The following is a 21,887-nucleotide window of genomic DNA, read 5'->3' as shown; positions in this document are numbered from 1 at the left end:
TATTAGCACCTTTTTAGGTGCTAATTTTTATATCCTATGCTATAATGATTTTTGAGGTGATTTTAATGGAAGAATTTAAGCCTAAAAAAGGCTTAGCATTATTGGAAATTATAATGTATATAGTAGTTGCTAATGGGCTGTATTTAGCAGTAAATAGCTTTGTAAATTCTTACATAGAATTAACATTACTGCAGCTTTTAGTTATTTTATTTAATATATATTGTATTTACTATTTATTAATCACACTAACTTTGAAGTATCAGATAGAAAATAATATAGTAATAATAAATTCGTTAATGGGTATAAGAAAAATAAAAATATACTTAGATGATATTGATGGATACAATATTAGTACAGGTCCTATAAAAGGATTTAAACTTTCGGGGTTTGGAAGAGATAGGTATGGGTTTGGTAATTATGTTGTTGATAAAGTTGGGGTTACCCATATGTTTGCATCCTCTAATAGTGAAGTAATATACTTACATTCATCAGAGATAAGTTATGGAATATCACCAATAGACGCTGAGAAATTTAAGAATATAATAGAAGAAAAAGATATAGAATTACAGGAATTTGAAACTAAAGTAAACAAAAACAGAAGATTATATAAAGATAAAAAGTTATTTGTTCCATTTATATTAACTACAGTAATAATCTTTTATATAATCTTAAATCCATTTATATTGTATTTAAAACAAGCATTGCCAGCATCAATGCCACTAAGCTTTGATGGTAAATTTAAACCCATAGTAATGGGAACTGGTAAAAACTTTGCGTTTAAACAAATGTCATATGGAGTTTTAAATATGATTATTCTATTTTGCATGTATTATGCTTCACATTTTAATGCAAAATATGATAAGAGATCTGCATATAAATTTATATATATAGCTTTAGCTATAGCCTTAGCATTTCTCTTGTTTCAAATTAAGATATTAAATGTCTATCTATAGAACGGAGTAATTATGGAGTTAAGCAAAAGATTAATGTGTATAGTGAATAACATGGATAAGTGTGAAAGTGTGATTGATGTTGGAACAGACCATGGATATATTCCTATTTATGCAGTTAAAAATAAAATATGCACTAAAGCGATTGCTTCAGACATAAACAAGGGGCCAAAAGAGAAGGCAGAAAGCAATGTTAGGTTTGAGGGTGTTTCTGATAAGATTCAATGTAGATTAGGTGCAGGTTTGGCCAATGTAAAATTTGGAGAAGTTGAGTCTGCTATTATTGCTGGAATGGGCGGTAATTTAATAAGAGATATTATTGTACAAGACATAAAGAAGGTACAAAAATTTAAATATATGATTCTACAACCAGCTCAAAATGCAGAAATCTTAAGAGCGTTTTTATATAAAGGTCCTTTTGAAATTTTAAAAGAAGATTTAGTTATAGATGAAAATATATTTTATGAGGTTTTTAAAGTAAAGTACAATAAAAATAAAATAGATGAAGTAAAAGTTAAGGAAGATTCCTTTTATTATGAAGTTAGCACAAGACTTATAGAGGATAAACATCCATTAATTAAAGATTTTATAGAAAATAAACTTGATAGATACAAAACTATTCTTTCTTTTATAAAAGAGGATACTGAAAGTGCTGTTAAAAGAAAAGAAGAAATAACAGCTAAAATAAAAAGATTAAAGGAGCTAATAATATGAAGTTAGAACAAATAATTAATATTATGGAAAAGATAGCTCCACCTATATTAAAAGAAGACTATGATAATGTTGGGCTTATGGTTGGAGATAAAACATCGGATATTAAGAAGGTGTTAATAGCATTAGATTGTACATTAGATGTAATAGAAGAAGCTAAAGAACATACTGTGGATCTAATTATTACTCATCATCCATTAATTTTTAGAAAACCATCTACCATAACTACAGATACTTTGATGGGTAAAAAAATAATTAATCTTATAAAAAATAATATAAATCTCTATTCAAGTCACACAAACTTTGATTCTGTTAAAGAAGGTTTAAATGATAAAATAGTTGAACTTCTTGGATTTTCAGCTAAATCCATATTAGAACCAACAAAAGTTAAAGGTTTTGATGAGAGTGGGATAGGAAGATTTGTGGAATTAGAAGAAGTAATAACATTAGATGAGTTAATAGATAGAGTTAAAACCTCTTTAAATATTAGTAATTTGAGATATGTTCCATCTGGAAATGATAGAATTAAAAAGATAGCTATAATAAATGGAAGCGGTCAAGATTTTTTCTCTATAGCTTATAATAATGGGGCAGATTGCGTAATCACAGGTGATACTACTTATCATTATGCAAGTGATTATAAAGAAATGGGATTAAATATTCTTGATATAGGACACTTTGGAAGCGAGTGGCCAGTGTTTATGGAACTATCTAAGAAAATTATAAAAGACATTAAATCAGTTGAAGATGTTGAAATTTTAATATCGAAAAAATCAGAAGATCCATATAGATTTATATAGAGTTGATATAATAAGAGCTAGAGATAGCTTTTATTTTTTTGTAGTAGATATTTAGGTGAATAAGATTTTTATCATAAAACGAAACTAAAGCATATATATGTAGTAATATAATAACAATACTTTTAGAGGGAAAAAATGAGTAAAAAAAGAGAAAGCAAATATAAACCAGGGGTAGGTTATGTTAGCGGTAATAGAGAAAACTTAGCGGAAGATTCTAAAAAAGTTCTTGAAGATATAAAGGATATATATGAAAGTTCTAAATTAAAGAAGAATATAGAGTCAGGAAAAATAGGTAATATGAAAATCGGAAATATGAAGATCGGAAAGTACATTAGTAAGAAGAAATATTCTTCTATTGAGCTAACACCAACTAAACTTGGAATACTTGGAGTCATGTTTTTAGTTTTGTTATTTTCAGGAGTTGGAATGTTTGGTGTGGTTATTATTTTTCTTTTACTTATCGCATTGAGTATTTGTAAGTAATTCACTAAAGTTAGTAAAATAAATAATTTGCAAAATACACTCTTATATGATAAGATAAATCTTGCGAGTAAGCCAGTCAATCGCTGCTGACTTACGTCAGGAGAGGAAAGTCCGAGCTCCGTAGAGCAGGGTGCTGGTTAACTGCCAGTGGAGGCGACTCTAAGGAAAGTGCAACAGAGATATACCGCCCAAGTTTTTGGGTAAGGGTGGAAAGGTGAGGTAAGAGCTCACCAGCATATAGGTGACTATATGGCTATGTAAACCCCACCTGGAGCAAGACCGAATAGAGAGGCAAATGGGGCTGCTCGTCCCGCCTCTGGGTGTGTCGCTTGAGCCTATTGGGAACAATAGGCCTAGATAGATGATTGACTAATACAGAACTCGGCTTATAGACTTATCTCGCAAAAAAACACTAAGTTTTGAACTTAGTGTTTTTTATTTTGCAACTCAAAAGCCTTTTTACTTTCTCACTACCATCGTTTTGTATTTCGATATTAACATGGGAATAAATATCTACAAACTTAAGAAATTTATGGAATAAAAAAGCAAGATTTTTGTAAGTTTTTATTATATAATGTATTATTAGATGTTTTAAATTAAGAGCTAATAAGTAGGAGTTATATAATGAAGTTTTTGATAAATTCAAGTGTTTTGCTTATTATTAATATTACATATATGAACTTATTGCTTAGTAGGAGAAAGAGCGTTAAGTACTCATCAGCCATACTTGCTATAAACATACTTATTATGGTTCTTGGCTCAGTAGTCTCAGATATACTTCTTATAGATACTGTTTTTTATAAGTATGTTATATTTCTTTTATTGTGTACTTTAATATTTTATATATATCTAGTTTTTGATGAGCCTATTTCAATTAAAATATTTACCTGCATAACGGTATGACTCTTTTCTGTAATTATACTTATAATATCAAGCTGTATTGTTGGATTATTCAAAATAGAGGATATAGATGTATACAGACATATATCTATGATTTTAAGAACATCAATTCAACTTTCTATAATACCAGTAATATATTTCTCAAGTAAAATATATAAGGAAATGATTAGACTTGTATCAAGTAGATTTATAGCTATAATCTCTTTGTATAGTATAATAATGTTTCTTTTTTTAGCTAAATTTTATGAACTTAATACCAATAAAGCTATAGTTTCTTATGGTGTTTTTAATAGCATAATGTTTGTAGTTGTAATATTATTATCTTATGTAATAATATTTATTGCTATCTATTCAGTAAATAAAAATATGGAATTACAATATAAATTTAAGATTATAGATACTCAAATAGAATTACAAAAGCAAAATTATAATGCTTTAAGTGAATCAATAGAGAACTACTACACATTTAAACACGATATAAGATATCATATCCTTGCAATAAAATCTTTGATAGAAGCTGAAAATTATTCTGGAGCAAAAGAATACATTAGTAAGTTTGATAACAGCGAAATATTCCCAAATGTAGGACGAATATGTGAAAACTTTACTATGGATTCATTTCTTAAATATTATCTTGGAATATCAGCAAAGTATGATATTGACTTTAAAATTGATGTAAATATACCCCAAAATATAAGTATAGAGGAACTAGATTTATTGATAGTTTTAGGAAATTGTATTGAAAATTCTGTGGAGGCTTGCAAAAAAGTTAATATTAAAAATAGAAGATATATAGATCTAAAAGTTGATATTAAAGGACTACAGATGGTAATAAAAATACAAAATAGTTTTGATGGACAGGTTTTAGTAGAGAAAAACTCCATAAAAACAACTAAAGATGAAGAGGGTCATGGTATAGGTTTATCTAGTGTAAAGAAAGTAACTGAGAAATATAAGGGTTACTTTAATACAAAATATAATAATCAAGAATTTCAGGTTAATATTATTATTAATTTGAATTAATTAATAAATCAAGATGGTGATATAAATGATAAATATAGCAGTCTGTGATGATATTAAGGAAGAACTGGAGCTAATATCTTCTTATGTATCAAAAATTATTAACAATATAAATATAGAGTTTAAAATTAGTACTTTTAATGACGGGGAAGAGTTTATTGAGCATGTTAGTTCCTCTAAAGAAAGCTATGACATTGTTTTTTTAGATATTTATATGAAATTTTCTAATGGAATAAACACTGCAAAAAAAAATTAGGGAGTTTGACAAGGAGTGTAAAATAATATTTATAACTTCTTCAAAGGAGCATGCAATAGAAAGTTATGAAGTGAGAGCACTATATTATATTTTAAAGCCTATTGAGGAAGATAAATTAAAAGATGCTATATTTATAGCTATAGAGGACTTAAATTTAAATGATAAAAATATTGTTATAAAAAATAAAAAAGGAAGCTATAAAATTATTTATAAAGATATTCTGTATGCAGAGAGCAGTGCTAGAGTAGTTATGATACATTTGGTGTCAGGACAAACTATTAGTTTTTATTCTAAACTTAAGGATTTTATTGAACTTATTCAGGATGATAGATTTATTAGATGTCATAAAAGTTTTGTTGTAAATATGCATCATGTCATAAAAATAGAAGGCAATTATATTTTTATGAGTGGAAATCTCAAAATACCAATAAGCAGCGTAAATTCAGGAACAGTAAAAGAAAAATACTTTAATTACTTATTAAACTAAATAATATATTTGAAATACATGTGAAAGGTTGCATGTATTTTTTTATTAATTTTTACATTTTAAGACGCAGTTTTTACATTAAATGAGTTTAAATTACAAAATATGATATTTTATAGAAAAGGGACTAAAAGTTATAAAAAAAGATAAGTGAGGAGTGAAAATTATGGTTAATAAAATAATTTGCTGTATGTCTGTAAATAAGGTTACTTTAATATATAAATTATTTAAGGTAGGCTTTAAGTTTCATAATGGTAAAGGAGAAGCTTTTATAGAAATATGATTATTAAAGATATACTAAAATTTAATCTAGTGATATTTCTATAAATATTAAGGGCACAGCCCTTGAAATTTATAAAATGGAGGTTAATTTCTATGGGAGAAGTAATTGTAATAACATCGGGTAAAGGTGGGGTTGGAAAAACTACTACTACAGCTAATATAGGTACGGCATTAGCTGCCTTGGGGAAAAGTGTTGTACTAGTAGATGGAGATACTGGACTTAGAAATTTGGATATACTTTTAGGTCTTGAAAATAGAGTTGTTTACAACTTAGTGGATGTCTTAGATGAAAGATGCAGCTTAAGACAAGCTCTAATAAAAGATAAAAGAAGCGATAGGTTATACTTACTTCCAACGGCTCAAACTAATAATAAAAATGATATAGATACTTCAAAGATGTTAGAGCTAGTTAATCAGCTTAAACTTTCTTTTGACTATGTGTTAATAGATTGTCCTGCAGGCATTGAGCAAGGATTTGAAAATTCAGTTATAGGTGCTGATAGGGCACTTGTTGTAGTAAACCCAGAACTTACATCAATAAGAGATGCGGATAGAGTTATAGGGATGATTGAAGATAGAAACATTAGGGACATAAAGCTTATAATAAATAGAATTGACTATGAAATGACTAAAAATGGGGATATGCTAGATGTTGAAGATATAGTTAATAGTTTAAATATAGAATTAATAGGTATTATCATTGATGATAGAACAATAACAATTGCAACTAATAGAGGAGAGCCAATTACACTAAATAAAAATTCTAAACTTAGAATGTCTTTTATGAGGATTGCTATGAGAGTAACTGGTAAGAAGTTGCCATTTAAATATAATGATAGAAGTGATAAATCTTTTAGTTCAACTTTTAGAAAGTTATTTGCTTCAAAATAATTGAGGATAAGTGATGAAAAATTTTTATAATAAAACATCCTCGAAAGAAGTTGCAAGCAAAAGATTGAAACTTATATTAATTAATGACAGGGATAGTTTAAGTTTAGAGTTATTAGAGAAAATAAAAAGTGAAGTAATAATGGTAATTGCCAAGTATATTGAAATACATAATACAGAGGTGGAATTAAAAATAATAAAAAATAGTTCACCTGGAGTTGATTCATCAATACTAGTAGCCAATATACCTATTAAGGTTAATAGATATAGATAAAAGTCCATAAATTTAAAGGTGGATTAGAGTATCCACCTTATTTTAATTATTTAAAGTACAACGCTAACAGCGCCATCTTTTTCTTCTAACTTTCTATTACTTTTAATAACAACTTTATCACGATATTGATAAGTATCTAATATTAAACCGTTTGGGTACTTAAATAAGTTTCTAGTGTATTCATTAGTTTGTGTAACTTCTGTTTTAACTTGATCAAAATCAACTTCGAATGGTGTAAGAACTTCTATAACGTTAGTAAATGTATATTCAAACATAATTGTCACCCCCTTTAAAAAGTAATTCTACATGTAGGATGAAAATCCTTTAATAATAGATTAAAAATTGAATGAGGAATTTTAAACTGATTTTGTGTATAATATATTTATCAAATTTTATAAGGAGTCATAAAATGGATAAGATAATATGTATAGTAGGTGAAAGTGGAAGCGGAAAGTCTACTATTGCAGAAAGATTAGAAGAAGAAGGATATAATTATATTCAAAGTTATACAACAAGGAAAAAAAGATATGATGGAGAAAAAGGTCATATATTTGTAGATGCTGCTACATACCATGAGTTTGCAAGTAGAGAAGATGAAGTAATAGCTTATACATATTTTAATTCAAATCATTACTGGGCTACTAGGGAGCAATATAGAAATAAAGGTGTGTCCGTTTATGTAATTGATCCAATTGGAGTAGATAAAATAAAAAAAGAGATAAAAGATGCTAAGATAATAGTACTATATATAAAGACAGATAAGGAAATTAGAATTGACAGAATGTGTTTGAGAAAACATAATAGGCTTAATGTTGTAGATGAGGATATTTTGCAAAGAGTAGAGCATGATAGTAAAGCATTTAATATTATAAAATGTGATTATGTTATTGATGGTAACAGAAGTAAGGAAAGTATATTTAGAGATGTTGTTAAAATAATAAATTATAAATAACTATTTTGGAAAACATTAAAAACCTAACCTTCTAATAATACAAATAATAATTGAGAATACTATAGAATAATTAGGAGGTGCAAAATTGCAAATAAATGAATATATATTAAATATAAAAGAATTAACAAAGGATTTTATAAAAGAAAACCTAGGAGAATTAATTGATTTTGATGTAATGAGCCTTCCAGAAGAAAAAGGGATTTTCTTTATATATAAAAAAGACAGTAATGAGCTAGAATATATAGGAAGCGCAGATGAAGCTAACTCTAATATTAAAGATACATTATCAGAATATTTAAATCCAGAGTTTACTCAATTAGAATTTCGTAATAAAGTTATGCACAGTATTTATAACTCCATTAATTGGGTGGAAAATGAAATAGGGGAAGAAGTAAAAAATGTAGAACAAATAAACAAAACCATAGAATATATTAAAGGGAATTACAAGATAAGAGTAATAGTATTTCCTTCAGATACAGAGATTAAAGATATAAAACTTATAAAAAAGGCTTGTATATCTTTAGAAAGTCCAAATTTAAATGATTAAAAATGGTAGTTCACGAATGAACTACCATTTAATTTTAAAGTATAGATCCTAATAAGAACCAAGGAAGTGGATTAAATCCTTGATTAGGGTATGGATGGTAAGGGTAGCCGTAGCCATATCCATGATTCCAATATGGATTCATAGGATATGGATTCATTGGATACGGAGGTCTAGGGTTAGACTTTGATTTTTTCTTTTTTCGCATATCTTGGGAATCCTCAAGGTCTGCTCCAATAGGCATATAATAAGGATTAAGTACAAAAGGTATTTGGTGAATATCCGTATTAAAAGGGGTATATTCGCTATCTTCGTAGTCGTCATCATAAGATAAAGATCTGAAATAGTTACTGTAATCATCCAGACTCTCAGTTCTTATTTCTTCATCGATATTAACGTACATTTACATCCTCCAAAAAACATTCTTATATGTATAGTGTATAGATTTAGTGATTAAAATGTGAATTAATTATATAGAGAATTTAAAAAAACATATAAAGCTATATTTAGAAGCATAAAATGATAATAATTATCTATTGAAAGTATTTATTATTTGATATTTATAGTGTATAATGAAATAAAATATTTTATAAAAAGGATGGTTGTACATGGAGAATACACAAAATAAAAAACAATGTCGCTGCGGAGGCAATAAAACAGTTGAATTAGTAAAGGATCCAAATGCAACATGCTCATGTGGCAAAAGAAAGTTAAGTGAAAAGAAAGAAGAGGGCTGTGGCTGCGGTTGCGGGTGTAGTTAGTTAAATTTAGCTGTTTAGGAGATTTTACTTCCTAAACAGCTTTTTTATAGATATATTCTTTTAATTGAACTGTCAGCAATAATAGGAGAGAGTTTAACTGTTATTATATCTCCAACTTTTAGATTTGTAGCATCTATTAAAGTATTATCCATGTTTGGTTGACTAATTATATTGATAGGCTTATCTTCAAAATATAGTTCCTTTAGAGGTACAAAAAATCTATAGATTATTCTTAGTAGATTTATTAAAGATAAACCATGTCTATTTACAGAACAATAAAAATTATGAATTTTACCGATGGGTAAGACACCGATAAGCATATCTTTAGGAGCTTTATATTTGTCTCCATAACCAACGGTATTACCTTTTGAAACCTTAAAAGATTTTAGTATTTTACTTTTAAAAGAATAAGTTTGTTTAAATCCTTTATCTAATCCGCTATATCCATAGAGTAAGTTCCCGATTCTAATGAAATTAGTAAAATCACATGCCTCATATAAAACATCATTTAAAAAGCCATTAGAATTTAAACAATGTATATTAGGAATAATTCCAATATAGGGGTTTACACATTTCTTAAAGTTTTCAATTTGTTTTAAAGAGTAATTAGTGTTTTTAGTATTATGAAGGTGAGTATAGATACCTTCGATAATAACATTTTTATAATTACTTTTTATATATTCGATAAAATTAGGAAGTTTATCTATTTCAATTCCAAATCTATTCATACCAGTGTTAACGTAAATATGAACTCTATATTGTTTTTCCATATTTAGATAAGATAAATCTTCTTCATCATCTATAGTTAAAATGATATTACTATTTATATCGTTATAATCGTGAAATACGCATAAAGGAGTTAAAACTAAAATATCTTTTTCTATAATTAGACTTTGAGCTTCTTCTAAAGTTGAAACAGCAAAGCTATCCACTAAAGGACTTAAGATAGAAGATATTTCGTTTATACCTAATCCATATGCATTGGATTTAATTACTGCCATAAGTTTTTTTGAAGATTTCTTTTTTATAAGGTCTACATTGTGAATTATTTTATCTTTATAAACCTCACACCATACATTCATATTCATCACCTAATTTAAATATAGCCATAATTTGTTTCGTCTAATACAATAGTTGTATCTAAGTTGTAAAAAGTAATAGATTATTTTTTAAAGTTACTTCTGATTTCCTTAAACTTTGGAAAAGCAGTTTTATATAGAAAGTATAACAATTTACTTCTGATTATATATATTTCTCCTATAAATTCTATGAAGTCCCCACCAAAGCCTTTCTTAAACTTATATAGTCCAGAAAGATTCTTGTTTTCTTCAGTAGGTTTAGGGGTTCCTCTAAAGTCATAAAGCTCTAAACCTAAATCAATTGAGTGTTTAATCATTTCCCATTGCATTAAATAATTAGGCATAGTATTTCTTAAGATATCCTGTGATGCACCATAGAGATACCAAGCTTTATTTCCATAGTGAGCATAGATAGCTCCACTTAAGTATATAGTTTTACCTTCATATACACTTATGGAGGCGATTTTAGCTTTAGTTTCAAGTACCTGTCTGTCTAGATCTTTAATTGAGTTTTTTAGTTTATCACTTATATTTATGTTTGATGAATCTTTGTTAAGTTTATCAAGAAGTATATCTTGTTTTGCTCTCAACTCCATGAGTTTTGCATTCATATATGAAAAATCTTTTTCATAATCATATTTAACTAAATACATTGTTATGTTAGGATGTAATTTATTTAAAAGTATATTAAAATAATTCCTGTCTCTTATTAAAAAACCATCTCGTTTGCCTGTTATTTTCATAAGTTCATAAAAGGTAGTTAATGTTTTCTGAGATATGTTAGTGGAATCATAACACTCAGTAGTTAAACCTCTAGAAGAAGCTGTTTTTATATTACGTTTAGTAGTTGAAGAAAATTTATTAAATGTAGCTGCTTTTATAGTATCTTTATCCCATTTAGGAAGAGCTAGTCTAAAAACAGTTCCAGGTTGTATAGAATCAAAATTAGTAGATGAGTTAACTTTGATTTTTTTTGAGGATAAAAATTTAAGTAATTTAGCCGACTTAGAGTTTATGGAGTCATTAACTTTGTAAGGTATGTCAGGATCTAAAGTTATAAAAGCTATCTTATTATCTTTCATAAACTTATCTAGGTATCTAAAAAATTCTTCTAAGAGGGTTTCATTTTCATAATTACAAATAAACCCTCTAGGAATATAACCTATATATCTAGGTAGAAAGGGCAGTTTTCTTATTAGGATTAAAGAACTTAGAACCATCTCATCGGTGTTTTCTTTAAAGCCTCCAATATATTTAGAAATCCAACTTTCTTTAACTTCTCCCCAGTTAGAACATTGAAATAAATGCCCTTTTTGAGAAGAATAGTTGAAATTATTAAGTTCATCTTTTGATATATCTTTAAAAACGTACATATTAAAACCTCCTAGGAAAAGAGTTCCTAGGAGGTATTTTATAATACTGATGTATCAAAATAACTAGATATTGTATCTAAGTTGTAAATTATTTGAAGGAGAAAGTATAGATAACATTGTTTCCATTATAGCCATCAGTGATTTGAAAAGCTAGTTTGTTATCGTTACTCCAGCTTATGTTTGAGATAGAGTTTTTGTTTCGAAATATTTCCGTAGCAGTTAAATTGGGATCATTTAAATTAACTAAACTTAATTTTGTAAAATTACCTCTCTCAAGAAATACAAGCATACTTTTATCATTACTAATATAGAATTCAGTTGAAGTTGTAGTAATTTTGTATCTTGAGTGTTTTTCAACATCATAAGTAAATATAATACCACTAACTTGGTCCGTAAGTAGAAGTAAGTTATTATTGACAACTTCTATAGCAGGTCTAATATACATATCACTAGGTATTTTTTTTGGAGCCATGTCTTCTTTACTCATTTTATAAATTGAATACAATTCTAATTTATAATCATAACAAGAAAAATAATAAGTTGAACCATCGTTTGAGATGGAGATTGGAGATATTTCAGTTACATCTATACCAAAAGAACTATCAATAAAAGTGCGAGTACTCTTACTATCAAAATCATAAATAACTAAACTACTAAAATCACTTGAACTTGCTATAAATCCGCTACCATCAGGGAGCCAATTCATAGGAATTAGCCCTTCAGGAATTGGAGTAGATGTATTATCTAAAAGTGAATAGTAATAATATTTAGTGACATAGTCATACATTTTTTTATATACTTCTGGATTAAAACCATTAATAAATTTATTAGTGTAGTCCTCTCTACTTCCATATAAAAATCCATTACCTAAAGGAGATACTAAAAACATTGAAGATAAATTTTTAATATCTAGTTTTGTAGAGGAATTAGTTTTTGTATTAAACACCTCTACATCACTATTTAAACCCTTATAATGAAACATGGTTGCTAAAAGAATATCTTCATTATTTATCCAGAAACTGTTATCAAAGGATTTATCTATATTAAAGCTATTTGTAGAATCTATTTTAACATAAGAGGAAGAGTCCTCAATAGATGAAATATTAATAGGTCTATCATTAAGTACTATGGTATTTGTTTTTTTTCTAAAAATAGATGTAGGATTAAACCATAATGAAAGTATAGAGAAAGAAATAAATAATACTAGAACTTTTAATATAAAATGCTTTTTCATCTCTAAACCTCCATTTTAGGAAAACTAAGTGTAACCTCAGTTCCAATATCAACCTTACTTTTAATAGCTATAGAAGCATTGTGTTTAGTCAAAATATTTTTAACAATGCTTAACCCTAAACCTGTACTTCCTTTTTCTTTAGACTCTATCTTAGTAGCTCTATAAAAAGGAGAAAATATATTTTCTAGCTCAGTTTGTTTAATACCTATGCCTTCATCTTGAACTATAAGTTTATAAGATGAATTTTCAGTTAAAGAAGTAATCTTAATAGAAGAGTTTGGATAACCGTATTTTATAGAGTTATCTAGAATGTTTATTATAACTTCTTTAATCTTATCTTCATCACCATATATAGTCATATCATCAAGTACATTTAAGTTTATAGATATACCATATCTATGAGCTTTAATACTTAGTTCTTCTGCAGTACTTTTTATGACTTTAGATAAGTTCAATTCTTTAAACTCATAACTAAAATCATTTGATGAGCTTTTAGATAGTTCGAGAAGTTGAACAACCATACGGTTTAATCTATTTCCCTCAGAAACAATCTTATTAATACCTCTATTAAAAAACTCTTCATCTGTAAAACCGTTATCTTTTAATATCTCACCATAACCAACAATTGTTGTAATAGGAGTTTTAAGTTCATGAGTAACATTGTCAAAGAAGTTTTTTTGCTGAGCAGACAACTCTTTTAAAGTATCTCTATCTTTACTTATGATGTCTAGTTGACTCTTTATCTTATCAACCATGAGTTTAAAACTCTTACTTAACTTACTTACTTCATCTTTGTTAGAGTTAGTTTTAAGAGAGACATTCCAGTTGCCTTCTGTAATCTTTTCTGCTTGAGTTGTAAGAGTTGTTATGGGTTTTGTTATTTGTTTAGAGATTAAGTAAGAAAGAAACACACTTACAATGAATATAAGCACAGAAACTGGAATAACCCTGTTTAAGAAGCCGTAACTTTGACTAAATAAGTAAGTATAATCTCTAGAATATCTTAGAACAGCGATAACTCCATCATTACTGACTATTGGATAAGAAAAGTAAACTGTAGTTTCTTGATTTTTGTTATCAATAGTATAGGATATGTTTCCAGCTAAGGCTTGAGTTAAATCTTTAGAGTTAGTCAAAGAACTATTCCCCATAGAATATAAAACTTGAGATCCAGTGTTATATAAAGTTACACTAGTACCTAGCTTATTACTGATCTCTTTAGATAAGTTAGGGGCTTCAATCCTAATAGAGGTTTCATTAAGCTCTATTGTTTTTCCCAGGAAATATTGCTTCAAATATAAGTCAATACCATTTTTGGTATCAGTTACTTCTTTATTAATAAAATACTCATTATTACTATTTAAAACTTCATAAGATGAACTTATTAAAGCCATTAGAGAAATAGATGTAATAAATATAAATGAGATTAAAAGTTTGTTTCTTATAGATAAACTCATATTCACCTCTTAATTAACAAGCTTATAGCCAATGCCAAAAGCTGTTTCTATAATAGAGTTGTTCTTATTTTCATCAAGTTTTTTTCTTACTCTTTGAACATGGATATCAACAGTTCTAGTATCACATACAAAATCTATTCCCCACACACTATCTAAAATCTGACTTCTTGAGAGTATTCTTCCTTTATTTTGAGCTAAGTAAAGTAGTAGGTCATACTCTTTATTAGTCAAGTCTACAATACTATTATCCTTAATTACAGAACGTTCATCAGTATGAATTTCTATATTATCTCTCAATTTAATTACATTAGAGTTATAAGAAGAAACATTAGAAGAGATTAGTTCAATTCTCCTAAACAAAGCTTTAACTCTTGCTATAACTTCTCTTATATTAAAGGGTTTAGTTATATAATCATCAGCACCTAATTCAATTCCTAAAATCTTATCTACTGGATCAGATTTAGCTGTTATCATAATTATAGGTACATTGTAGTTTTTAGTTATTAATTTACATAAATCCAAACCATTTATATCAGGTAACATTAAATCTAAAATAACTAAGTTGGGGATAAACTTATCTAATAGTTCGCGAGCCATAGCTCCATTATTAGCAACTTTAGTCAAAAAGCCCTCTTTACTAAGAGCATAGGAAAGAATATCTCCTATAGACTCCTCATCTTCAACAATCAAAATTTTTTTATTCATGTTTAACACCTCGCATAAACATAGCTTAAACTTATTTTAGCATATAATACGTAATTTAAAGATAGGAACACCTAATTTGTTACAATACTGATACAAGTTAAAGTAAAAGATTAATAATTACTTTAAAATATTTAAATAATAGTAAAAATTACATTTATATAGTAGCTTAAGTGTGATAAAATAATGTCGATAATTAAAACACAGGCATGATAAATAATAAGGAGTTTTGTCATTTATCACAATAAAAGGGGGAGTTTAATTGCCTAGAAACAGGAAAATGAACATAAAAGGGATACGTACTAAGCTTATGGTTAGTTTAATATCCATATGTCTAATACCATTAATTATATTAGGATTGTCAAATTATAGACAAGCAAAAAACACTTTAAGTAAAAATTTCGAACTTACAAGTAAACAAACAGTACATGAAATTAATACATCACTTAATTATTACTTTGATGCGATGTCTATTCAACTAAAGATGGCAAGTCAAAATGTTAACTTTACAAAACCAGAAGGTACTGCGGATAGAAGTCAGTATACTGAAGCTTACTTAAAAGATATAAAAGCAAGTAATGTTGATGTTTTAAATGCTTATTATGGTACAGAAAGTGGGAAGTTTTTAGTTTATCCTAAAGTTGAATTACCTAGCGACTTTAACCATAAAGAAAGAGATTGGTATAAAGAAGCTATTAAAAATAAAGGAAAAGTTTTCTATACAAGTCCTTATGTAGATGTAGCAACTGGACAAACAGTTGTAAGTTTAGTTCAAACTGTAGAAGATAATGGCACTATTGTAGGGGTTGTAGGAGTTGATGTTTCACTTGAGAGAATGACAAATGTTTTTGAAAGTTCTAAAGTTGGAAAAAATGGCTATGCGTATATAAGCGATAGTAACGGAATTATAATAGCACACCCAAATAAAGAGATAGTAGGTACAGAAGAAGCAAGTAAGCTTTCTGTTTGGAATTATATAAAGACAAGTACAAGTGGATTTACAGATTATGAATATAATGGTGATAAGAAGTATGCAACTTTCACAACTAATGAAAACACTGGTTGGAAGATAATTGGTTCAATGAGTGAAGATGAAATAAGTGAAGATGTAGATTCAATAAATAATGCAATGTTTATTACAATAGGAGTAATGATTTTAATATCAACTATATTATCCTATTTTTTAAGTAAATCAATGGCAAGTCATGCAAAGGCATTAAGAGATGCCTTTAGTAAAACTGCAAAAGGTGACTTAACAACTCGAGTAGATATAAAGTCAGGAGATGAATTTGGATTCTTAGGAAAAGACTTCAATATGATGATAGATAATATATCTGGTCTTATGTCAGAAGTTAAAGTGTCATCAGAAGTTGTATTAGAAACTTCTACAAATCTTGCAGCTATGGCAGGAGAAACAACAATATCCATAACTCAAGTTTCTAGAGCTATAGAAGAAATATCTCAAGGTGCTACAGAGCAAGCATCTAATGCTCAAGATGGTGCAATGGGTATGAGTGTATTATCAGAAGGAATAGATGAAATTGCAGATACCACAAACCATTTAGAACAAGTAGCCTATGATGCATTAGATTTAGGACACATTGGATTAGATGTGGTTAAGGAACTTGCAGGTAAGTCAGACAGGACTAAAGAAGCTTCTAATGAAGTAAGTCAGATAGTTACAGACATGAGTCAGAAAACAGAACAGATTAATATGATTTCTGATGCTATAGCAGATATCACTGAACAAACAAACCTTTTATCTTTAAATGCAAGCATTGAAGCTGCAAGGGCAGGTGAAGCTGGAAGAGGTTTTGCAGTAGTAGCAGATGAAATAAGAAAACTTGCAGAACAGTCTAAACAATCAACAGAGGAAATCAGAAAAATAATTGAAAGCATACAAACTATGTCTAAAAATGCAGCTAAGGCAATGAATGAATCAAATGACTTAGTAAAAGATCAAGATATAGCAGTAGAAGAGACAGAAAAGATATTCATGAAAATATTGGATGCTATAAATGATTTAACTGAAAGAATCAAACAAATAGGTAGTTCGGCAAAAGTAATTGATGCTAAAAAAGATGAAGTAGTAGGTCAAATTGAAAATATATCTTCTGTATCAGAAGAAACTGCTTCAGCATCAGAAGAAGTATCAGCTTCAACAGAAGAAATAAATGCAACTATGGATGAAGTTACAAGATATGCACAAGATCTTCAAGAGTTAGCTAAAGCTCTTGAATTAGGAATACAAAGATTTAAATTATAGTAAAAAAAGGTCATTCTACTTAGGTAGAATGACCTTTTTTAATGTATAAATACAAAATAAGTAAAAATAATTATTATATAAAAATAATTACGAACAAATATTGTAAAATAGGCTATAAAATAGTATAATTTTAAGAAATAATATTTTAGGGGGTGAAATTATGGTTAGTGAATTATTTATAAATACACTGTTACTTATTTCTTTTACATTCATAGGGGAACATTTATTAAAGGAATTACCTCAAAATATTATGAAAGATGTAAAAGAAAGAATATTATTAGGAATAGCTGGAGGAATATTAGGTATTTTCATGATGATCTATACCATAAATATTTTTGAAACACAAACATTCTTAGATCTTAGAATATTAACTATAATGATTGTGGATATAGTAGGGGGAATAGCAAGCGCAGCAATATCAGGAGTAATTATTTTATTTTTTCGTATAAATTATTTTGGATTAAATCAATCTTCTTTAGTTGCAATTATTCAAGTTATATTGTGTCTAATGTGCTTTTATATTTTAAATAGAAAGATTAAAGAGTTTAATAAAAGATGGTTTACAGCCTTGGGAATTTCATGGGTGATTTTATTTTTAACTTATGGATATTTATTAAATGAAGTAGAAAAAAAATATTTAATTATATCAGAATTTTCTATAGCCTTTTTACTTGCAGGAACACTAGAATATTTTTTATTAAAATACGTTCAGGAATCAAATGAACTCTATAGAATATATAAAAAAAATTCCACTCAAGATTTTTTAACTGGACTAAATAATACAAGAAATTTTGATAAATTAGTAAATGAAACTTTTGTACAAGCTAAGGAAAATAAATTTGATTTATCTTGTTTTATGGTAGATATAGATCATTTTAAAAAAGTAAACGATACTTATGGACATCCTGTAGGAGATATAGTTCTAAAGGAATTAGCATATATTCTTAAAAATAACTGTAGATCTTTTGATATTATAGGTAGAGTTGGAGGAGAAGAGTTTTGTATACTGCTTTTAGATTGTGGACAAGAAGAAGCCTTCCAAATAGCATCAAGAATAAGAAAAGCAGTAAAGATATATGATTTTGAAATTGGGAATAAAGAGTATATTAACATAACTGTATCTATAGGAGTATCAACTTATCCAGATAAAGTAGTTGATTTAGATAAGTTAAAAGAAATGGCAGATAGAGCATTATATACAGCAAAAAGAACTGGAAGAGATAAGATTTGTAATGATGATAGATGTATATTTGAGATATAGTAATTTTAGCTAAAAGAGTGAGACAAACTTATTAAAAGAAGATTTGTAGCACTCTTTTTATGAGATAAAATTACATATATTTGTTTTTTCTAAATAAATATATTTCTATGATTATTATTAAAATTAATAAAACCATAGATAAGGTAAAACCATAATAGTTATGAAGAAGAGGCATAATATCAAAGTTCATACCAAATATACCTGTAATTATAGTTGCAGGTAGGGATATAACAGTAATTATAGTTAAAACTTGCATTGTTTTATTCATCTTATTAGATGATAGGGAGTTATACATATCTATACATGAATATATTGAGGATTCTATATTTTCAACCATGTTTATAGTATTATCTAGAACAAAAATCAACTTTTCATATAGAGGTAAATCGTCTAACTCATCATCAAGATAACTTATCATAGACTTATAGAAAGCAGTATTTCTTTTTATTAAGGAACTTTCTTTTTTCATTATAAGAAGTTTTTTGAAATCAATATGACCTTTATCTATAGCTTTCTCAAATAGTTCATTTAAATCATCTTCTAAACCTAATAAGGTATCAGTGTAGGTTATAGCTAGATATTGAAAAAGGAAAAGTAATATAATTCTAGAATTAAACCTGCCAGCGATAGAACCTTTTTCTTTTAAAAAGTCTATAAAATCTTGTTCTTCAAAATCTAAAATAAGAATATCATTGTCTATAACTGCACGTATTTGTATATTGAGATTATTAGTATTATAGGGAATCTTTAAAAATATGTTCTTTTTATCCTTTACAACTATATCAGTATGTATATTAGTAGTAAATTTTTCGCCCATACTTATGGTGTGATCTTCATCAATTATATAAGAAACTAAATTTGGAATATCTTTATTCCATTCTTTATCATATTCAATATTTAAATCGGAGAAAATAAGTGTGCTCATGTATTCACCATCCTTAAAAATAATTTTAACACAAATAATATATAGAGCAACTTTAAAAAAATTAGTAAGTAATATATAATTAGCTTAAATATAAACTAAAATATTGGAGGTAGTCTAATGGCAAAAATATTTGATACTTTTAAAATCAAAAACATAACTTTTAAAAACAGAATTATGATGGCACCTATGTGCATGTATTCAAGTGATGAAAGTGGAGAAGTTAAGGATTTTCATATTCATCACTATATAACAAGAGCAATAGGAGGAGTTGGCGGAATAATTATTGAAGCTACAGCTGTTGAAGAAAGAGGTGTAATATCTCAAAAAGACTTAGGTATATGGAAAGATGAACACATAGAAGGATTAAAAAAGCTAACAGATTCAGTTAAAGCTTATGGTGCACCAATAGGAATTCAACTAGCTCATGCAGGAAGAAAATCTGAATATCCAGGAGATATAGTTGCGCCATCTGAGATAGCTTTTGACGATAAAAGCAAAACTCCTAAAGAGTTAACAAAGGATGAAATTAAAGATGTAGTAGAGTCATTTAAAAAAGGTGCCCTTAGAGCTGTAAGAGCAGGCTTTGACTTTATAGAAGTACATGGAGCGCATGGATATTTAATAAATGAGTTTTTATCACCACTATCAAATAAAAGAGAAGATGAATATGGTGGAACTTTAGAAAATAGGGCTAAATTCTTAGACGAAGTATTAAAAGCAATAAAAGAAGTAGTTCCAGAAACTATACCTATAGTTTTAAGAGTATCTGCCTCAGACTTTACTGAAGGTGGAAACACTCCAGAAGATACAGCTAAGATAATAAACTTAGTAAAAGAAAATGGAATAGATTTAATAAACGTAAGTGCGGGAGCTGTAGTTCATGCAAAGATCAATCTATATCCAGGTTATCAAGTAAAGTTTGCAGAAGTTGTTAAAAAAGATACAGGAATACCAGTTATGGCTGGAGGGTTAATCTCAGATAAGAAAATGGTAGATGAGATACTTGGAAATGAAAGAAGCGAGTTTGTCTTCCTAGCTAGATTACTACTTAGAGATCCATATGTGATTTTAAAATGGGCTAAAGAAGAAGGAAGAGATGACTTAATACCGGAGCAATATAAAAGAGGATTTTAAAACATAATCATGAAAATCACTCCTTATACTCTTTAACCAAATTATAACATATCTAAATTATGCTATAAAATACTTTAGCAAAAAAAGACAGGATTTATAAAAAAACATAAACTATAATATAATCAACAGATATAAACAAGGTAGGTGTTTAAGCTTGAACCATGATGCCTGTATTAAAAAATCTATTGAATACATTGAAGATAATTTGGATAACAAAATAGAGTTAAAAGAACTTGCGGATAAAGCTTTTTTATCAAAGTATCATTTTCATAGAGTATTCCATTCTGTTGTTGGGGAACCAGTGGCAGAATATATAAGAAAAAGAAGACTTAAAGAGGCAGCAAGTGAACTAGTAACTACAGATAATAAGATAGTGGATATTGCGTTAAAATATCAGTTCAGTTCTCAAGAGGCCTTTACAAAAGCGTTTAAAAGGATTTATGGAGTTCCTCCAAGAGAATTTAGAACAAGTAAGGTTATGGTATTTGATAGAAGAAGTTCTAATGTAACTAAACTTTCTATGGCAGCATAAAGTTAAAAGGAGTGATAAATATGAGTTATGTACCAATGGTTGTTGAACAGACTAATAAAGGGGAAAGGTCTTATGACATATATTCAAGACTTCTAAAGGATAGAATAATAATGTTAAATGGACCGGTAACAGATGAAAGTGCAAATACTATAGTTGCTCAATTATTATTTTTAGAGTCAGATAATCCTGATAAAGATATTAACTTGTATATAAATAGTCCAGGAGGTTCTGTAACAGCAGGCATGGCTATATATGATACGATGCAGTATATAAAGTCAGATGTATCAACTATATGTTTAGGATTAGCTGCAAGTATGGGATCTTTTTTATTAACTGCAGGAGCTAAAGGAAAAAGATTCGCTCTTCCAAACAGTGAGATTCTAATACATCAGCCTTCAGTACATGGAGGTTTTCAAGGACAGGCGACAGATATAAAAATTCATGCTGATTGGTTATTAAAGACTAAAGCTAAGCTAAACAGAATATATAGTGAAAGAACAGGTCAACCTCTTGAAAGAATAGAGCAGGATATGGAGAGAGATTACTATATGACGGCGGAAGAAGCTTTTAAGTATGGAATAGTTGATAAGGTTTTAAACAAATAGAAATAGTGTTGCAA

At 28.0% G+C, this 21,887-nt stretch carries 26 protein-coding genes and 1 other RNA gene; 19 read left to right on the top strand and 8 right to left on the bottom strand.

What is annotated here, in order from left to right:
- Positions 1–65 precede the first annotated feature (65 nt).
- The 11 genes from B3N22_RS00720 (at position 66) to minE (ending at position 7,048) form a co-directional block, all read left to right on the top strand.
- A complete protein-coding gene (locus B3N22_RS00720) occupies positions 66–953 on the top strand; it encodes a PH domain-containing protein (protein ID WP_286904097.1) in 888 nt (295 codons plus the stop codon).
- Between the two features lie 12 nt (positions 954–965).
- Positions 966–1,664 carry a tRNA (adenine(22)-N(1))-methyltransferase gene (locus tag B3N22_RS00715; RefSeq protein ID WP_286904096.1) on the top strand — a complete coding sequence of 233 codons (699 nt, stop codon included), beginning with the start codon at positions 966–968 and terminating at the stop codon, positions 1,662–1,664.
- A complete protein-coding gene (locus B3N22_RS00710) occupies positions 1,661–2,461 on the top strand; it encodes a Nif3-like dinuclear metal center hexameric protein (RefSeq protein WP_286904095.1) in 801 nt (266 codons plus the stop codon). Before B3N22_RS00715 ends, B3N22_RS00710 begins: the two co-directional genes overlap by 4 nt.
- Before the next feature lie 135 nt (positions 2,462–2,596).
- On the top strand, positions 2,597–2,944 hold the full coding sequence (locus tag B3N22_RS00705) for a hypothetical protein (protein ID WP_073018832.1): 348 nt from the start codon (positions 2,597–2,599) through the stop codon (positions 2,942–2,944).
- A 64-nt stretch (positions 2,945–3,008) separates the two neighbouring features.
- An RNA gene (rnpB, locus tag B3N22_RS00700) (RNase P RNA component class A) lies at positions 3,009–3,350 on the top strand.
- Positions 3,351–3,568: 218 nt separating this feature from the next.
- Entirely contained in the window at positions 3,569–3,847 is a 279-nt protein-coding gene (locus B3N22_RS00695; protein ID WP_286904094.1) for a hypothetical protein, read from the top strand.
- An 87-nt stretch (positions 3,848–3,934) separates the two neighbouring features.
- Positions 3,935–4,867, top strand: a complete 933-nt coding sequence (locus B3N22_RS00690) for a sensor histidine kinase (protein WP_286904093.1) — start codon at positions 3,935–3,937, stop codon at positions 4,865–4,867.
- Positions 4,868–4,892: 25 nt separating this feature from the next.
- Positions 4,893–5,120 (top strand): response regulator, encoded by a 228-nt coding sequence (locus tag B3N22_RS00685; RefSeq protein WP_286904091.1) that lies wholly within the window; start codon positions 4,893–4,895, stop codon positions 5,118–5,120.
- A 70-nt stretch (positions 5,121–5,190) separates the two neighbouring features.
- On the top strand, positions 5,191–5,607 hold the full coding sequence (locus B3N22_RS00680) for a LytR/AlgR family response regulator transcription factor (protein WP_286904089.1): 417 nt from the start codon (positions 5,191–5,193) through the stop codon (positions 5,605–5,607).
- A 372-nt stretch (positions 5,608–5,979) separates the two neighbouring features.
- The gene (gene minD / locus B3N22_RS00675) at positions 5,980–6,777 is read left to right on the top strand and encodes a septum site-determining protein MinD (protein ID WP_286904087.1); all 798 of its coding nucleotides are present in this window, start codon (positions 5,980–5,982) and stop codon (positions 6,775–6,777) included.
- Positions 6,778–6,790: 13 nt separating this feature from the next.
- Positions 6,791–7,048 (top strand): cell division topological specificity factor MinE, encoded by a 258-nt coding sequence (gene minE, locus B3N22_RS00670; RefSeq protein ID WP_286904085.1) that lies wholly within the window; start codon positions 6,791–6,793, stop codon positions 7,046–7,048.
- Positions 7,049–7,098: 50 nt separating this feature from the next.
- Here minE and B3N22_RS00665 read toward each other — a convergent pair whose 3' ends face one another.
- Positions 7,099–7,323: a hypothetical protein gene (locus tag B3N22_RS00665; protein WP_073018839.1), complete on the bottom strand. Its 225-nt coding sequence runs from the start codon at positions 7,321–7,323 to the stop codon at positions 7,099–7,101.
- 134 nt (positions 7,324–7,457) lie between these two features.
- On the opposite strand from B3N22_RS00665, the gene B3N22_RS00660 reads away from it, so the two are divergent.
- Positions 7,458–8,000 (top strand): AAA family ATPase, encoded by a 543-nt coding sequence (locus tag B3N22_RS00660; RefSeq protein ID WP_286904083.1) that lies wholly within the window; start codon positions 7,458–7,460, stop codon positions 7,998–8,000.
- Positions 8,001–8,085: 85 nt separating this feature from the next.
- Positions 8,086–8,547 (top strand): hypothetical protein, encoded by a 462-nt coding sequence (locus B3N22_RS00655; protein ID WP_286904081.1) that lies wholly within the window; start codon positions 8,086–8,088, stop codon positions 8,545–8,547.
- Between the two features lie 34 nt (positions 8,548–8,581).
- Here B3N22_RS00655 and B3N22_RS00650 read toward each other — a convergent pair whose 3' ends face one another.
- Positions 8,582–8,947: a hypothetical protein gene (locus tag B3N22_RS00650; protein ID WP_286904079.1), complete on the bottom strand. Its 366-nt coding sequence runs from the start codon at positions 8,945–8,947 to the stop codon at positions 8,582–8,584.
- Positions 8,948–9,152: 205 nt separating this feature from the next.
- On the opposite strand from B3N22_RS00650, the gene B3N22_RS00645 reads away from it, so the two are divergent.
- Complete coding sequence (locus tag B3N22_RS00645; RefSeq protein WP_286904077.1) at positions 9,153–9,305, top strand: hypothetical protein; 153 nt, start codon at positions 9,153–9,155, stop codon at positions 9,303–9,305.
- A 44-nt stretch (positions 9,306–9,349) separates the two neighbouring features.
- Here the strand turns inward: B3N22_RS00645 and B3N22_RS00640 are convergent, their stop codons facing one another.
- From B3N22_RS00640 to B3N22_RS00620, 5 genes are all read right to left on the bottom strand, one after another.
- Entirely contained in the window at positions 9,350–10,387 is a 1,038-nt protein-coding gene (locus tag B3N22_RS00640) for an alanine racemase (RefSeq protein WP_286904075.1), read from the bottom strand.
- Positions 10,388–10,467: 80 nt separating this feature from the next.
- A complete protein-coding gene (locus tag B3N22_RS00635) occupies positions 10,468–11,757 on the bottom strand; it encodes a lipid II:glycine glycyltransferase FemX (RefSeq protein WP_286904073.1) in 1,290 nt (429 codons plus the stop codon).
- Between the two features lie 88 nt (positions 11,758–11,845).
- Positions 11,846–12,991: a TolB-like translocation protein gene (locus B3N22_RS00630; RefSeq protein ID WP_286904072.1), complete on the bottom strand. Its 1,146-nt coding sequence runs from the start codon at positions 12,989–12,991 to the stop codon at positions 11,846–11,848.
- Between the two features lie 2 nt (positions 12,992–12,993).
- Positions 12,994–14,448, bottom strand: coding sequence for a sensor histidine kinase (locus B3N22_RS00625; RefSeq protein WP_286904070.1), 1,455 nt, complete (start codon positions 14,446–14,448; stop codon positions 12,994–12,996).
- A 9-nt stretch (positions 14,449–14,457) separates the two neighbouring features.
- Positions 14,458–15,153 carry a response regulator transcription factor gene (locus B3N22_RS00620; RefSeq protein ID WP_286904068.1) on the bottom strand — a complete coding sequence of 232 codons (696 nt, stop codon included), beginning with the start codon at positions 15,151–15,153 and terminating at the stop codon, positions 14,458–14,460.
- 259 nt (positions 15,154–15,412) lie between these two features.
- Here B3N22_RS00620 and B3N22_RS00615 point away from each other — a divergent pair, with 259 nt between their 5' ends.
- Positions 15,413–17,416 carry a methyl-accepting chemotaxis protein gene (locus B3N22_RS00615; RefSeq protein WP_286904066.1) on the top strand — a complete coding sequence of 668 codons (2,004 nt, stop codon included), beginning with the start codon at positions 15,413–15,415 and terminating at the stop codon, positions 17,414–17,416.
- A 160-nt stretch (positions 17,417–17,576) separates the two neighbouring features.
- Complete coding sequence (locus B3N22_RS00610; protein ID WP_286904064.1) at positions 17,577–18,677, top strand: GGDEF domain-containing protein; 1,101 nt, start codon at positions 17,577–17,579, stop codon at positions 18,675–18,677.
- 70 nt (positions 18,678–18,747) lie between these two features.
- Here B3N22_RS00610 and B3N22_RS00605 read toward each other — a convergent pair whose 3' ends face one another.
- Complete coding sequence (locus tag B3N22_RS00605) at positions 18,748–19,602, bottom strand: CorA family divalent cation transporter (RefSeq protein ID WP_286904062.1); 855 nt, start codon at positions 19,600–19,602, stop codon at positions 18,748–18,750.
- A gap of 117 nt (positions 19,603–19,719) precedes the next feature.
- On the opposite strand from B3N22_RS00605, the gene namA reads away from it, so the two are divergent.
- From namA to clpP, 3 genes are all read left to right on the top strand, one after another.
- The gene (namA, locus tag B3N22_RS00600; RefSeq protein ID WP_286904060.1) at positions 19,720–20,736 is read left to right on the top strand and encodes an NADPH dehydrogenase NamA; all 1,017 of its coding nucleotides are present in this window, start codon (positions 19,720–19,722) and stop codon (positions 20,734–20,736) included.
- Between the two features lie 154 nt (positions 20,737–20,890).
- Positions 20,891–21,268, top strand: coding sequence for a helix-turn-helix transcriptional regulator (locus tag B3N22_RS00595; protein WP_073018869.1), 378 nt, complete (start codon positions 20,891–20,893; stop codon positions 21,266–21,268).
- Positions 21,269–21,288: 20 nt separating this feature from the next.
- Positions 21,289–21,873 carry an ATP-dependent Clp endopeptidase proteolytic subunit ClpP gene (gene clpP / locus B3N22_RS00590; protein WP_286904057.1) on the top strand — a complete coding sequence of 195 codons (585 nt, stop codon included), beginning with the start codon at positions 21,289–21,291 and terminating at the stop codon, positions 21,871–21,873.
- The last annotated feature ends 14 nt before the right edge of the window (positions 21,874–21,887 follow it).

Source organism: Clostridium sp. UBA1652, assembly GCF_002320975.1.
GTDB classification, from domain to species: domain Bacteria; phylum Bacillota; class Clostridia; order Clostridiales; family Clostridiaceae; genus Clostridium_T; species Clostridium_T intestinale.
Note: the sequence above shows the minus strand (reverse complement) of the source record. Positions and strands in the feature narration are given on the sequence as shown.

Bases quoted from the DNA above. Each gene is read 5' to 3' on its own strand.
- B3N22_RS00605 (WP_286904062.1), bottom strand. From the start codon at position 19,602: ATGAGCACACTTATTTTCTCCGATTTAAATATTGAATATGATAAAGAA.
- B3N22_RS00630 (WP_286904072.1), bottom strand. From the start codon at position 12,991: ATGAAAAAGCATTTTATATTAAAAGTTCTAGTATTATTTATTTCTTTC.
- minE (WP_286904085.1), top strand. From the start codon at position 6,791: ATGAAAAATTTTTATAATAAAACATCCTCGAAAGAAGTTGCAAGCAAA.
- B3N22_RS00645 (WP_286904077.1), top strand. From the start codon at position 9,153: ATGGAGAATACACAAAATAAAAAACAATGTCGCTGCGGAGGCAATAAA.
- B3N22_RS00625 (WP_286904070.1), bottom strand. From the start codon at position 14,448: ATGAGTTTATCTATAAGAAACAAACTTTTAATCTCATTTATATTTATT.
- B3N22_RS00650 (WP_286904079.1), bottom strand. From the start codon at position 8,947: ATGTACGTTAATATCGATGAAGAAATAAGAACTGAGAGTCTGGATGAT.
- B3N22_RS00685 (WP_286904091.1), top strand. From the start codon at position 4,893: ATGATAAATATAGCAGTCTGTGATGATATTAAGGAAGAACTGGAGCTA.
- B3N22_RS00665 (WP_073018839.1), bottom strand. From the start codon at position 7,323: ATGTTTGAATATACATTTACTAACGTTATAGAAGTTCTTACACCATTC.
- clpP (WP_286904057.1), top strand. From the start codon at position 21,289: ATGAGTTATGTACCAATGGTTGTTGAACAGACTAATAAAGGGGAAAGG.
- B3N22_RS00610 (WP_286904064.1), top strand. From the start codon at position 17,577: ATGGTTAGTGAATTATTTATAAATACACTGTTACTTATTTCTTTTACA.
- B3N22_RS00620 (WP_286904068.1), bottom strand. From the start codon at position 15,153: ATGAATAAAAAAATTTTGATTGTTGAAGATGAGGAGTCTATAGGAGAT.
- B3N22_RS00710 (WP_286904095.1), top strand. From the start codon at position 1,661: ATGAAGTTAGAACAAATAATTAATATTATGGAAAAGATAGCTCCACCT.
- B3N22_RS00660 (WP_286904083.1), top strand. From the start codon at position 7,458: ATGGATAAGATAATATGTATAGTAGGTGAAAGTGGAAGCGGAAAGTCT.
- B3N22_RS00720 (WP_286904097.1), top strand. From the start codon at position 66: ATGGAAGAATTTAAGCCTAAAAAAGGCTTAGCATTATTGGAAATTATA.
- minD (WP_286904087.1), top strand. From the start codon at position 5,980: ATGGGAGAAGTAATTGTAATAACATCGGGTAAAGGTGGGGTTGGAAAA.
- namA (WP_286904060.1), top strand. From the start codon at position 19,720: ATGGCAAAAATATTTGATACTTTTAAAATCAAAAACATAACTTTTAAA.
- B3N22_RS00705 (WP_073018832.1), top strand. From the start codon at position 2,597: ATGAGTAAAAAAAGAGAAAGCAAATATAAACCAGGGGTAGGTTATGTT.
- B3N22_RS00715 (WP_286904096.1), top strand. From the start codon at position 966: ATGGAGTTAAGCAAAAGATTAATGTGTATAGTGAATAACATGGATAAG.
- B3N22_RS00640 (WP_286904075.1), bottom strand. From the start codon at position 10,387: ATGAATGTATGGTGTGAGGTTTATAAAGATAAAATAATTCACAATGTA.
- B3N22_RS00635 (WP_286904073.1), bottom strand. From the start codon at position 11,757: ATGTACGTTTTTAAAGATATATCAAAAGATGAACTTAATAATTTCAAC.
- B3N22_RS00695 (WP_286904094.1), top strand. From the start codon at position 3,569: ATGAAGTTTTTGATAAATTCAAGTGTTTTGCTTATTATTAATATTACA.
- B3N22_RS00690 (WP_286904093.1), top strand. From the start codon at position 3,935: ATGATTTTAAGAACATCAATTCAACTTTCTATAATACCAGTAATATAT.